Below are 13,706 nucleotides of genomic sequence, written 5' to 3' on the forward strand. Positions count from 1 at the left end.
TTGTAAAAATGCTTTTGTGAATAAATAAGAATAGAGGTTAATATGAAAGTAAATCAATTAATTGCTAATAACATAAATAAATTAGATGCAACTATACCGTTTAATAAATCGTTTGGAATTGCTGGTTTATCTGGATCGGGTAAAACAACTTTTTGCCAAACAATTGGTGAAGAATCAAAAAAACGATTAGTTTCTTTATTGCCAAAGGCTGAATATCAATATTTATTTCCTAACATTATGGAAACAAATTTTAGTGCCATTAAGATGGAAGAAATACCTTTAGTACTTTTTCTAGGAAAATCATCGATTTCGTCTAATCCGCGTTCAACGATTGGTACTCATACTGGTGTTTTTACAGAGGTTCGGGAAAAACTTGCTGAGGTATTTAATCTTTCTCCAGAGGTCTTTTCATTTAATAATCAATTAGGCTGGTGTACTGGTTGTAAAGGCCGTGGTACTACAAAAAATGTTGAGTGTAAAAAATGTAAGGGAAAACGTTATAGTGAAGAAATTGAACAACATGAAATTGATTTGTTGGACAAGCCACATTCAATCTCAAATATTAATGATTTAAGTATTGAATCTATTCTTTCACTAGCAAAAGAGTTAAATATTAGTGAAGAAAAACAGCATATACTGCAAAATATTATTAATATGAACATTGGTTATTTAACATTAAATCGAATTATGGGTACGTTATCAGGTGGAGAGTTAACACGACTTTATTTGGCCGAATTCATGGCAGTAAGTGAAAATGCTGTAATTATTATTGATGAGATTTCAGTTGGACTTGATCATGAAACTTTATTACAAATTTTAGAAGAGATTAAACGATTAGGGTGTAAAAATCAAATTTGGCTTATTGATCATTCAGATACAGTACTAGATACAACTGATGAGCAATTGTTCTTTGGGCCTGGTAGCGGAAAATATGGCGGGAAAATTGTGGAAGAATCACCAAGACCAAAGTCAATACTGTGGGATCGAAATAAAGAAATACCAACAGAATATTATACATTCTATGATTTATATTGCCGTAATATCCAAATGGCTGAGTTTCAAATTCCTAAAAACAGGCTTGTAACAGTTACAGGAGAATCAGGATGTGGGAAATCTACACTTGTCAACGAATGTCTAGCTACAGATTTTTTGAAACGATATCCAAAAGATAAATTAGTTATGGTAGGACAAGACCGAAATCAATCAATTACAAGTCGATCAACTGTAGCAACTTTCCTAGATATTAAAAAGAAACTGACAAAGTATAGTGAAGACATTGATGATATTTTTGAGCGCTCGATTGAGGATATTATTGATGAACTTCCAAATGAAGATATCGCTTATAAACGTTTGAGCCTACTAATTAAATTAGGGCTTGGCTATTTAACATTAGAGAGAAAAACACAAACATTATCGACAGGTGAGTTTCAATGTGTTCATTTAGTTTCGGAATTATTTGCAAACACTAGAAATCCACATACATTATTTATTTTTGATGAGCCTTCAAAAGGTTTATCACAAAATATTTTAAATCAATTTATCGATAGTATTAGAGGTATTCTGCAAGATGAATCAGTTTCGATCATTATGATTGAGCATAATCGTTACATGTTAGAAAGCTCTGATTATATAGTTGATTTTGGAAAAAGGCAGAATGAATCTATAGAGCATTTGGATGTTGTCAATCATGAGGATTACTATCGTCAAAAAAGTAATGTGAATAGCACAGAGAAAATACACATCTCTTCAATGCTTAAGCAGAAAAAAGGGGTTCACTATTTAGAAGAAAATCATATTAACTATTTTAAAAATGCCGAAAATATTTATAAGGGCGGTATTTTAAAAAGTTTATCATCAATGGCTAGGTTAATTTATGGTGAATATGAATCTGATACAATCGCACCTGTTATTGCTATTGATCTTGAAAGACATTTATATAGTCAATATAGTTTCTTATATGAGATTGGTGGATTAATTAATCATATTGTAGCTGCTCATCCAATTAATAAAGATACGAGAAGTTTTGATTTCTATTCACAGGACAATCATTGTCCATCTTGTTCTGGACGTCTTCAAATTGAAGTTTTTGATAAAGATATTGCCATTCAAGATAAAAGTGTTCCATTTTGGGATGGGCTATTCGATCCAGAAATCATGAAGGTATTAAAATTTTATCAGCATGAAAAAATAGAATTTCTATTCGAAGAAATAAAAAATGAGCTTGATCACGATTTGTCAAAGAGCTATAATGATATGTCAGAAGAAGAAAAGCATACGTTTTGGTACGGGTATTTTGAAAAATCATTTTATGATAAAAAAGGAAAGACACGCAGAACATGGGTAGGATTTAATACAATTATTGGTGGATATATTGTTATTTCAAAAGCACCTATTAAAGAAGAAATTAAAAGTTCAAAAAAAATGATGAAATGTCCAATTTGCGAGGGGACGGTTTTAAATCATCATAAACCACTTAAATTTGATAACGTAGATATTCGTGAAATAATTAATCAGCCTATTAATGAAGTAGTGAAAACAGTTGGTGATTTACCGACACTTGTTAAATTGAAGTCTATTGTTGGTGGCGATATGGCATTGACAGAAGATGTTTCTTTATTGCCAAGAAAAGCACAAGTTGCACTGAAGATGTTTGAATTAGAACAAGCAAGCTTTTCAAACTATGAAATGGTGTTACAAAATGTCTTACCATTCTGGGGTGAAATAAAAGGAAATATCGAATCCATTAGTGTTAATAATCAAGTAACTGTTTGTGATTTCCCTAATGTTTATGAAACGAGAGAAAACATTATAGATAAGTATTTCACAAATGGTAAATATAAAAAACTTACGTATGTATACGAAGCGTTTGGATACAAAAAAATAGTTACCCAAATTAATAAAATTAAAAAAAGTAATCCATGTCCATTTTGTAAAGGTAAGAAAGTGATAACCGAAGATAATCTACATGATGGTGTCTTTAAACTAACAATTCCATGTGTAACTTGTAATGCAAGTGGTATTAATGACGAAGGGTTAAAAGAAGTTGTCGAGGGCGTGGATGTACAAACGTGGTTAACTGGAAAAGTTAGTGATGTTGTGGATGAGAGCTTATTAACAGAAGCTGTTGGGCAAATACCAATTTTTAATCGTATTCGTGAGTTGGATAAACGAGATATGATGGCGGTTTATGAGTGTCTTGAGAAAAATAACTAATGGTTATCAATTGCAGTAGTCATAAAAACAGGAATATAGGTTTTTAATTATATAAATATAACATGTTAAATTGTTATTTAAATCGTTAAAAATAGTTGACCCTCACATAATGTCATTGTTTATGATGAAGTTGAGCTTCAAAGTAGATGTAACTTATAGGAGGAAATCATGTTTAAAATAGGGGATTTTTCGAAACTATCTTCCATTAGTATACGTATGTTGAGACACTACGATAAAGTGGAATTATTACAACCAGTAAAAGTCGATGAGCAGAGTGGATATCGATTTTATTCAGCTGACCAATTAAAAAAGGTAAATCAAATTCAAACATTAAAAGCTATGGGGTTTAATATTGCTACCATCAAAGAAATAATAGAATGCGATAATATAGATAGCATAAAAGAGCAATTTTTAAATCGTAGTGCTCAAATTAAAGAAGACATGAATAACCTCCAAAAACAATTACGTCTCCTCGAAGACTCAATGAAAACTATGAGAGAGGATGTTGTTGAGATGAATTATCATGTTTCAATAAAAGAAATTCCAGAAAGAACTGTAGCTAGTGTTAGAAAGATTATTCCATCGTATAATTGCGAAGGTGATTTATGGAGTGTATTAATGCAAGAAATTCAAATGAAAAATATTAGTATTGCCCATCCGAGTTATAGTATTGCGGTTTTCCATGATCGTGAATACAAAGAAAATGATGTAGATATAGAAATACAGCTAAGTATTCTAGGTAAGCACGAAAATACAAAAGACGTTACATTTAAAAATATGAAATCAACCAATATAGCTTCTATAACAGTTAATGGAAGTTATGAACAGATGACAGCTGTAAATGAGGCTGCGGCAAAATGGATTGAGACAGAAGGTTACAAATTAGCAGGCCCGATGTTTAATATTTATCATGTGAGCCCAGCGATGGAATCGGATCCTAATAAGTGGGTTACAGAAGTTTGTTATCCAGTTAAATAATGATAAAGAAAAAAGGCATTAATTATATGCCTTTTTTCTTTGGAAACTTATCCATAAATATCAAGACAAATTACTTCGAGATTCGATTCGTCAACTACTAGCACAATTTTATTTGCAAATGTACAAAATGAGCGGATTGTAATGAATCATCTAAAAACCAACCAGTTGGTACTAAAGTAATGTAATCATCTATTTGGAAATTTCAGCAATGTTTAAATGAGCAACAAAAGCCACCGTAATAAGGGGCTTTTGTCTTAAATAATTTAATGATATGTGTACCCTCCATCAGGAAACAATACATTACCCGTAGTAAAACTATTTTGCATTAAATATAGGACAGTATGTGCAATTTCATCATTATATCCAGCTCGTTGTACAAGTGAAAGAGATTTATAAGCTTCGTAAGCAACTAGTCTATTTTCATTTTGTTCATTTTCTTTTTGTATTGTTCCAGGAGAAACCACATTAACTCTAATAGGAGCTAATTCCACAGCTAAAGCCTTCCCTAAACTTTCAATAGCACCATTGCAAGCTCCATAAGCAGGTGCGCCTTTAAGTGGTCTTTGACTAAATGCACCGGACATTAACACGATAGATCCAGAGTTTGAAAGAAAAGGAATTGCATATTTTACGGCATAATATTGAGGCCAAAACTTTCCGATGAAGCTACTTTCAGCAATTTCCTCTGTAGAGGTAATTGGTCCAAGTGTGTAAGAGGCTCCCGGTGTGAATAAATGATCAAAGTTCCCAACTGTCTTGAAAAAAATTTGTAATTGCTCTTTATTTTGATTATCCAATATATAAGTTTGAAGATGATTGCTATTTATTAATTTTTTAGCAACTTTTAATTTTTCTTCCGAACGCCCTGCAATAATAACATGTGCTCCTTGTTCAATTACTTGTTTTGCCGTTGCCAATCCAATACCAGAACTCCCGCCAATGATAACAATACGACTATTTTCTAATGTAGTAATAGACATATTTTAGCCACTCCTTTAATAAAAAATTTAGAATATAACTGTGCTATGCTTTTATTATTCGCTAAAAGGGAGCAAGTGAAAAGTACGCACTTTATATGTACATAGTCGTAAATTTCGTACTAATCGCTATTTATGCGGATAAGTAATTGGAAAAATCGCTAAATATGGTTTATCCCGCATTAACGGGCAGTAAAACTCTCACCTCAAAGTTAGGAAAATGCAAGGAAGTTAGGTAAGAGATCAATTGCCCGTAAAAGCCCGATTGGTTCAACTAATAATCAGTTTGGGATGAACAAAACCCTCACTGATTAAAGTTTCACTTTATGATATCTGAGGAGAGGTGAGAAAAATGGATTTACAAGAACCGAAGTTAAAAGGGGTAATAGCAACATTACAAATAATCGGTGGGAAATGGAAGCCACTCATTTTGTTTATTTTGCTAACAGATGGAATGAAACGTTTTGGTGAATTAAAGTGATTGATACCAGATATATCTCAAGGGACGTTAGCGAAGCAATTACGTGAATTAGAGCAAGATCAACTAATAAAACGCGAAATTTATCAAGAAATACCACCTAAAGTAGAATATAGCTTAACTGAACATGGAAAAATAGTCAGTACTGTTTTGGATAGTATGTGTAGTTGGGGAAGAGGGCATTTAGAATATATAGATAAAGATAAACCATAAAAATGTTATGTAAACTTATTGTAGTGTGAAGGGAAATATTGTTTTAATAATTTATAATATATAATTAAGGAGTGTCGTAGGTTATTATACATATTTAATTTATTTTTACAAAGGGGAAGTAATAAGATGAACGAATTAGAGTATAAAAGCTTCTATGATAAAGTAGGAAGATTAAATGGATGGGATTTTAGTAAAATAAAATGTGAAACTGTAGGAGATACATGGGACTTTTATAGTGAGGTAAAAGAAAGGTGTAAACCATCACATATTTTACTTGATGTTGGTACAGGGGGAGGAGAAAATGTACTTAACATAGCATCATCAGCTAAATTGTTGATTGGAATTGATAATTCTAACGGCATGATTGCAACGGCACATTCTAACTTGAAAAAATCAGGTGTACAAAATGTTGAGTTTCTTCAAATGGGTTCTGAAGCTTTAACATTTCCACATGCACATTTTGATATTGCTTCAAGTTGTCATGCCCCGTTTCTGGCATCTGAGTTAGCGAAAGTAATGAAAAAGGGTGCCTTATTCTTAACACAACAAGTAAGTGAGAATGATAAATTAAACCTGAAAGAAGCATTTGGTAGAGGGCAATGCTTAGGTGAACGGGATGGTACTTTAAAAGAAAAGTATATGAATGAACTTATTAGTGCAGGATTTGATCTCGTGCAAGTACGTGAATATGATGTTACTGATTATTACAGTAGGTCTGAAGATCTCATTTTCTTATTAAAACATACCCCTATTATTCCTAGGTTCGGAGAACAGGAAGAGGATTTTACTATTTTACAAAAGTTCATTGATACGTATAGTTTTGAAAAAGGGATTCGTACTAATTCAAAAAGATTTATGATTATTGCTGTTAAATTATAATATATTTTAGTGTAAAAGCTGCTTTTCATTTAAAGAAAAGCAGCTTTTTGTGTGGAAAAGAATACAGGAGATACTTGAAAATAATAGAAATAAATAAAGTGTAAATTAAAAAATCAAAATATGGAGGATAAATGTTTTGAAACGTTACTATATTAGCAATGAAAAAATAAATGTACATATTACTGAATGGGGGGAATAATGACAAGCCCGTTATCTTTTGTTTACATGGATTAGGTAGTACGAGTTTAAGTTTTATAGAAATTGCTGAGGAATTAAAAGAAGAGTATAGATTTATCTCCGTTGATGCACCTGGACATGGTAAAACACCCCCATTTGAAAGAACAGAAGATTATGAGATGCACAATTTAGCAAATTGGTTAAATGAAATAATAAATGAATTGAGAATCGAATACTTCTATTTTCTATCACATTCATGGGGAAGTTTTGTAGCGTTATTTTATTTGTTAAATCATCCAGAAAAAGTACAAGGAAGTATTCTTATTGATGGTGGATATCAAACAAAAAGGCTTAAAGAAGAAACGTTGGAAGATGAAATGGCTTATTATGAAAAGGACTTTGATGAATACGTTTTTAATAATTGGGACGAATTTTTCAAAAGTGAAAAAGCAGCTTATACTAGGTGGTCTTCATTGTTAGAAGTTGCTGTAAAGGATCTAGGGATCGAAATGGATAATAAAGTATGGTGGCATGCCAGGGGAAATACAGCTAGTAATATAATAAGAGGTATGCATAAAGATGAAACTATAGATATATATGAGAAGCTACCGGCTAATATTGTATTACTTCGAGCTACAGTCCCACAAGTTTGGGCGGATTATAGAGATAAGACAGTAAATGTTTTTAAAGAGAAAACGGACAGTATAGTAAAAGTAATTCCTGATACTACACACATGTTGCACTGGGATAAACCAGAAATTGTTATAGCAGAAATAAAAAATAATTGGAGCTAACATATTCATACTAAAGTTGTAGTTTCTACATGAAAAATCCATCCTTCCGTTTGATTTTATCTATTTATAAGTGTAATACAATAAGAATAGATAATAAGAAACAAGGGGGAATGTAACGTGATTACACATATATTAGATATAAAATTACAAACGGTTTCCATAGAAGGGGTAAAACAAGTTTATAGGGACATATTATCTTTTCCAATAAAAAAAGAAACAGAATCATTTATTCAATTTAAAGTAACACCGTACACTACAATTAGTTTTCAAGAATTATATGAACCAATTGCACCTGCGCACTTTGCTTTTGAGATTCCATATTCAAAATTTCATGAAGTTGCAAGATGGCTTGAAAAGTCTGGATTACTCATTGTAAAATGGAAAGATGGTCATACAATTGATGAAGAGAGCGGCCGATTCAACTTATATTTCAGAGATGGCGATGGAAATCTTCTCGAAATTATCGCGCATAGTTATGTTAAAGAAGATGTATTAGTACCACACTCACCTTTAAACATTTTATACGTAAGGGAAATTGGTCTTCCTGTTAAAAGTGTACCTGTTTTTACGAAATGGTTAAAATCAAATCTAAATATGAAAACGATGGAAGATGGGGATATTTTTAACTTTGTTATAGGTGGCACTGCATATATCGTCGCGACTTGGTGGCAGAGACCTTGGATTCCAATCGCAATGAAAGCTTTACCACCGAAAGTTCATGTTTCTTTCGGAACACCGGATTCAGCATTTTTACAGCACATCCAAAATAACTTTAAGAAAAATAATGTTCCCTTTGAATGTAAACATAATGAAGTATCATTTATTGAGCAGGGATATTCATTTTCTATTGTGTATACACCAGAGTTTCATTCCAATATTCCTAAAGAACTAAACTTACCACTTTCTATTTAAGGATAGAAAGTGGTAAGTTTTTTATATCTTCGTGAAGAAGGTTTTCGTTATGATTAGAGTGAATGCAAAGAAAAGGATTAAGCATTATTCAAACTTATTTTAAGGAGAGAAATGAAGTGAATCTAGGTAATCCAATTGCAAAAGGGAATACTGCAGAAATTTATTTAACTGATAAGGTTGTAAAATTATTTAAAGATTACCTCCCAGATACAGAGTCTATGAATGAAGCAAAAAAACAAAAATATGCTTATTCATGCGGGCTGCCAGTTCCAAACGTATTTGAAGTGACAAAGATACAAAATAGACAGGCAATTATTATGGAACATGTAAAAGGGGACAACATTGGTGATCTTCTGCTTAATAATTTAAATGAGGCAGAGCGTTATATCGGCCTTTGTGTTAATGAGCAAAAAAAGATCCATGCTATACATGTGAATACAGATGAAATGGAGTTAATGAGGGAAAGGTTAGAGCGTCAAATTAAATCTGTGCATAAATTGGATGAACGCAAAAAGAAGGATATATTACAAAAATTAGAATCTATTACATTTGATTTTAGGCTATGTCATGGAGATTTTCATCCATTTAATTTGATTTTGAGTAAGGAAGAGAAAGTGAAAGTTATAGATTGGGTAGATGCTAGTTCAGGTGATATTCGCGCAGATGTATTTCGAACATACTTGTTGTACTCACAATCTTCGGTAGAATTAGCTGAGATGTATTTACATATATATTGCAGTCGTACCGGCATATCAAGAGATGAAGTTTTTCAATGGGCTCCTATTATTATTGCAGCTAGATTTTCTGAAAAAGTATCACCGCAAAATGAAGTGTATTTGAAAAGATTATTGAATCAGTATTTATAAGTCATAAAAAAGGTTGTCAGCTAATTAATAAATGCTGTTGTTTAACCAAAGTTTCCTTGTAGTTAAACAACAGTATTCTTAAATATTGATATAGGTATTCTTATTTTCGATCTTCATCCTATAAAGGTTCATAATCCGTACTTGTTCCTCCGTTAATTCATCTTTATCCCAATACATATGCATTAAGCTATATTCAAAAATCTCCTTTAATTTAATAAATAACGGAAACTTGTCTTTCATCTCTTTTGGTAGCTCATTTTCCTCTTGGTAGCCTTCAAATAGTGCTTTTGTAATAGAATACTCATAGTCAACGATATTCCCATTTCCAGCAAATGAATATTCTATTGCACTATAAATAGGAACGGCTAAATCGAATATGTAAAAATGTTTTTCGCAGTCTTGAAAATCTATCATTGTTAAGTTTGAATTATTTTCGACTAAAATGTTTTCTAACCATAAATCTCCGTGTATTAAGCCGTAATTTGAAGGGGATTTTGGTAGCTCTTTTATGGAAGTTAAAACGTCAGATGCAATTTCTCTTATTGTATTTTCTTCTTTAGGGATATATTTAAGAAAATTATATTCTTCATTTTCATACCAATCGTTTATATGTTTTACTGGTTTAATCTTTTCAAAGCTTTTAGATATACGATGTAATTTTCCAATTTGTTTACCAAGTTTTTTAAATATATTAGAATTCCATTCAGACCTTGGTAAATGTATACCAGAAGCAGCTTTATATAATACAGCAAAAATCTCCTTGTCTAATGTGAATTTTTCTACAAAATTCCCTTGTAATGAAGGGATTATTGGTGGAACACCTAAACCATTTTGATATAAAAAATTTGTATATAAAACTTCCTCTATCTGTTCTTCATATGTTTTGTAGTTTGTAATTCTACTGAAGTATGTACCTTGTTCTGTAAGACATTCATACATCTCATTTGTTATTGGCTTAATGTTAATAAAATTCAACGGATACTGTTCATTTATGAATTGAAGTATTTCTTTTTCTAGCTTGTTCATTGAAACGTCCTTTCCAAACCTTAATTTTTTAACTTGGGAATTAAAAGAATTTTATTTTATAAAATTCGTGTTTAATTTTTGAAATCCTTTAAAATGAAATATGATGTAAATTGACCTTTAATAATTAGTAAGGTGTTGCCAACATACTCATTAACGCTAAATTGAAAAATGAATAGAAGGTATGACAAAATAAGATAGATGAAAAAATATAAAATTAATACTTATATATAGATTATAAAGACTTTAGAGAAAGGCTCATGTTATAAAACACAAGAAATATCAAAAGAAAGAAACGCACTTCTCCTATACTTTTAAATAAGGAGTGAAGGAAATGAATGAACATATACAATAGATGATTAATTGGATTGAGAGCAATTTAAAAAAGAGATTTTCATTAGATGAATTATCTCGTTACATGGGGTATTCTCCTTATTATTGCTCTTTTAAATTTCATCAAGTAACGGGTTTCAGTATTAGACGTTATATTCTTCTTAGAAGGTTGTATTTATCTACGGAGGATTTAAAGAATGGTAGGAAGATAATTGAGGTCGCATTGGATTACGATTACTCTTCCCAAGAGGCTTATAGTAGAAGTTTTAAAAATGTTTTTGGAATGAATCCAAGAGAATACCAACTTAACAAAATGCCTATTCAATCATTTGTTAAACTAAATTTAAATAAAGAAGGGGCGTTTAATATGAATATTTCTAGAAAAATAGAGGTTGAGCAGTTACGAAATAGGAAGAGTGAGCTATTTGATAAAGAGGTACTTAACATATTAAATGGTCAAGTTATGTATGAAGAATTTAAAAACGAAAAGCTAATGGGTGATTCTGATTATGCACCATTTAATGAGGCAATGTGTGTGAACTCGGCTACTACTCAAGTTTTTAATGAAGAGTTTATTAAAACAAGAGCGAAAGGACATAACAGTTCAGTAGAAAGTTATATAAAAAAGGTTATAGATCCGTTAGAAAACCTTTTTACGAAAAAGTATAAATGTATTGTTCTATGGTTTGGTGAAGATATGTTTTGCCAAATGAACCTACTTACCATACTTTCTCACCTTGAACAGTCTGCTTATGAAGGGAAGGTATACTTAAATAGCTTTAGAGAGGATGAATTTAAAGTAAATCAAATTGAACTTGAATTGGGGAATTATTCTTCTATATACAATGAAGTATTAGTAAACCATAAAAAGACCTCTCATAAGGTACCACCTGTAATGTATCAGGCTATAGACTTATTTTTAGAAATGTTAACAGAAGATAATGCAGTAATGAAATTCATCTCTAAAAATAAAGATTTATCAACTCGTGAATTATTAATAAAGTTGTTTTATCTTTTTCCAACAATCGGATATGGAGATACTCAGTACATAGAGCTGATTAATAAAATAAAGAAGAAAGCTACACCAAAAATATAGGTGCAGCTTTCTTCTTATAATTGCTCAAGTAATTCTAATTCTTTTTCTACAAATAGCATTAGTTCTTTAATTGTTTCACCAGAAAAATCAAAACGAATACCGGCTGCATCATACACTTCTTTTATAGATTGCGAGCTTCCTAGTGATAATGCCTTTTTATAATTTTCTAGCGCTTGCTTAGGATCCTCTTTATATTGTTTATACATTTGTAATGCACCAAGTTGGGCGATCGCATATTCAATATAATAAAATGGTACTTCAAAAATATGGAGTACAGGTAGCCAACTCGTTGCTATCCAGTTTTCGTAGCCATCAATATGTATGACGCTAGACTGATAATGTTTTTGAAGTTGTAAGTATTTTTCATTTCTTTCTTCAGAAGTATGACTTGGATTTTCATACAGCCAGTGTTGAAATTGATCGACAATAAGCATAATAGGTAAATATGAAATAACATCTTTAAAGAAGTTAATTTTTGCTTGTTTTAAATCTTTTTTGTCTGTATAGAAGGTATCCCAATAATTAAGCGAGAATAACTCCATTGTCATACTGGCTAGCTCAGCTGTTTCAGCTGGAATTTCTATATACTGTCGTAATTTTAATGGTTTTATGAGTTCGTTATGAATACTATGACCCATTTCATGTATAAAAGTGACAATATCATCTTGTGTATAATTTAAGTTCATAAAAATATAAGATAATTGTGAAGCTGGTAAGTACTCACAAAAGCCACCAGCTGCTTTTCCTTTGCGGCTTGTTAAATCAAGACAATTGTGTTTATACATTCGGTTTAAAAGTGCTGAAAATTCAACATCTAGTTTATTAAAGATATGAGTGCTCTTTTCAATTAAATCATTTTCATTTGCAATAGGTTTAAGTACTTTTTGATCTGGAGTTACAGCTGATACATCCCACGGGCGAAGCGTATCAACTTGCAGTTTATCTTTTTTCTCTAGCAATATTTTATCTTTAAGAGGCACAACATACTTACGTATGGATTCAGCTAGTTCATAGCAATCTTTCGCTGAATAATCAAAACGCTCGTATTTTTTGAACATATAATCGCGATAATTCTCTAGTTGAATATTTTTTGCTTTTTGATGGCGAATTTCAATTAATTGATTTAATATGTTTTGGAGTTCTTTTTCAACAGATAAAAATTGTTCAGAAATAATGGTTTTTGCCTTTTTACGGGTGTCACGATTCGAATCTTGTAAATAGGATTGTAATTCTGTTATCGTTTTTTCTTCTCCGTCCCAAATTCCACTTAATCCTCCAGTAATTTCAAAGTACTCTGTGACTAATTTGTCTTCCTGTATTTCTAATTCGATATTTTCCTCACAAAATAACTTTTGAGCATTTTTTATTTTTGTATCTAATAAACCATATACGTTAGAATCTAATTCCATTCGAAAAGGTGACTCTAAATATTTATTATCCAATAAATTTTGGTACCGCTTTAAAAGTGGCTTTACAAATTGTTGATCATGTTCAAAAGTATCCTTTATTTCTTCATCATCCGTATTACATTGAAAGGCGATGTAATGTGATCTTAATTGTTCTTCGATGTCCCAAATTACTTTTGACTGCTCTTTTAACCAATTTTCAAGGTCTAGTTTTGAAGAAATCATTTTATTTAATAAAGTCGAAAGAGTTTTTTCCAATTGTAGTACATTACTAATATCAATCGTATTTACACGTTGCATTATATATCCCTCACTTTTTATTTATTCATAGAGATATTCTATTTATTAATTGTAATTCCCT

General features: G+C 31.1%; 9 protein-coding genes and 2 pseudogenes. 8 read left to right on the plus strand and 3 right to left on the minus strand.

The features are described from left to right. The first annotated feature begins 42 nt into the window (after window positions 1-42). Window positions 43-3,213, plus strand: coding sequence for an ATP-binding cassette domain-containing protein (locus NZ044_RS12640; RefSeq protein ID WP_000867735.1), 3,171 nt, complete (start codon window positions 43-45; stop codon window positions 3,211-3,213). A 168-nt stretch (window positions 3,214-3,381) separates the two neighbouring features. Then, window positions 3,382-4,191 (plus strand): MerR family transcriptional regulator, encoded by an 810-nt coding sequence (locus tag NZ044_RS12645; RefSeq protein WP_000472619.1) that lies wholly within the window; start codon window positions 3,382-3,384, stop codon window positions 4,189-4,191. 263 nt (window positions 4,192-4,454) lie between these two features. Here the strand turns inward: NZ044_RS12645 and NZ044_RS12650 are convergent, their stop codons facing one another. Next, a complete protein-coding gene (locus NZ044_RS12650) occupies window positions 4,455-5,171 on the minus strand; it encodes an SDR family oxidoreductase (RefSeq protein ID WP_000029094.1) in 717 nt (238 codons plus the stop codon). Between the two features lie 349 nt (window positions 5,172-5,520). Here NZ044_RS12650 and NZ044_RS12655 point away from each other — a divergent pair. The 5 genes and pseudogenes from NZ044_RS12655 (at window position 5,521) to NZ044_RS12675 (ending at window position 9,487) form a co-directional block, all read left to right on the plus strand. Further along, window positions 5,521-5,859, plus strand: a pseudogene (locus NZ044_RS12655) (winged helix-turn-helix transcriptional regulator). Window positions 5,860-5,985: 126 nt separating this feature from the next. Continuing rightward, window positions 5,986-6,738, plus strand: coding sequence for a class I SAM-dependent methyltransferase (locus tag NZ044_RS12660; protein ID WP_098506082.1), 753 nt, complete (start codon window positions 5,986-5,988; stop codon window positions 6,736-6,738). 136 nt (window positions 6,739-6,874) lie between these two features. Next, window positions 6,875-7,709 (plus strand): annotated as a pseudogene (locus NZ044_RS12665) (alpha/beta fold hydrolase). A 117-nt stretch (window positions 7,710-7,826) separates the two neighbouring features. Then, a complete protein-coding gene (locus NZ044_RS12670) occupies window positions 7,827-8,621 on the plus strand; it encodes a VOC family protein (protein WP_000627906.1) in 795 nt (264 codons plus the stop codon). Window positions 8,622-8,737: 116 nt separating this feature from the next. Beyond that, a complete protein-coding gene (locus NZ044_RS12675; protein WP_098506085.1) occupies window positions 8,738-9,487 on the plus strand; it encodes an aminoglycoside phosphotransferase family protein in 750 nt (249 codons plus the stop codon). Window positions 9,488-9,565: 78 nt separating this feature from the next. On the opposite strand, the gene NZ044_RS12680 is transcribed toward NZ044_RS12675, so the two are convergent. After that, window positions 9,566-10,513 carry a phosphotransferase enzyme family protein gene (locus tag NZ044_RS12680; RefSeq protein ID WP_098506087.1) on the minus strand — a complete coding sequence of 316 codons (948 nt, stop codon included), beginning with the start codon at window positions 10,511-10,513 and terminating at the stop codon, window positions 9,566-9,568. 352 nt (window positions 10,514-10,865) lie between these two features. On the opposite strand from NZ044_RS12680, the gene NZ044_RS12685 reads away from it, so the two are divergent. Then, window positions 10,866-11,939, plus strand: coding sequence for a helix-turn-helix domain-containing protein (locus NZ044_RS12685; RefSeq protein ID WP_257147518.1), 1,074 nt, complete (start codon window positions 10,866-10,868; stop codon window positions 11,937-11,939). Window positions 11,940-11,953: 14 nt separating this feature from the next. Here NZ044_RS12685 and NZ044_RS12690 read toward each other — a convergent pair whose 3' ends face one another. Next, window positions 11,954-13,645: a M3 family oligoendopeptidase gene (locus tag NZ044_RS12690; RefSeq protein WP_001190030.1), complete on the minus strand. Its 1,692-nt coding sequence runs from the start codon at window positions 13,643-13,645 to the stop codon at window positions 11,954-11,956. Window positions 13,646-13,706: the final 61 nt, after the last annotated feature.

The organism is Bacillus sp. FSL K6-1338 (assembly GCF_038006965.1).
GTDB lineage: Bacteria > Bacillota > Bacilli > Bacillales > Bacillaceae_G > Bacillus_A > Bacillus_A thuringiensis_S.

Bases quoted from the DNA above. Each gene is read 5' to 3' on its own strand.
- NZ044_RS12640 (WP_000867735.1), top strand. From the start codon at position 43: ATGAAAGTAAATCAATTAATTGCTAATAACATAAATAAATTAGATGCA.
- NZ044_RS12645 (WP_000472619.1), top strand. From the start codon at position 3,382: ATGTTTAAAATAGGGGATTTTTCGAAACTATCTTCCATTAGTATACGT.
- NZ044_RS12650 (WP_000029094.1), bottom strand. From the start codon at position 5,171: ATGTCTATTACTACATTAGAAAATAGTCGTATTGTTATCATTGGCGGG.
- NZ044_RS12660 (WP_098506082.1), top strand. From the start codon at position 5,986: ATGAACGAATTAGAGTATAAAAGCTTCTATGATAAAGTAGGAAGATTA.
- NZ044_RS12680 (WP_098506087.1), bottom strand. From the start codon at position 10,513: ATGAACAAGCTAGAAAAAGAAATACTTCAATTCATAAATGAACAGTAT.
- NZ044_RS12685 (WP_257147518.1), top strand. From the start codon at position 10,866: ATGATTAATTGGATTGAGAGCAATTTAAAAAAGAGATTTTCATTAGAT.
- NZ044_RS12690 (WP_001190030.1), bottom strand. From the start codon at position 13,645: ATGCAACGTGTAAATACGATTGATATTAGTAATGTACTACAATTGGAA.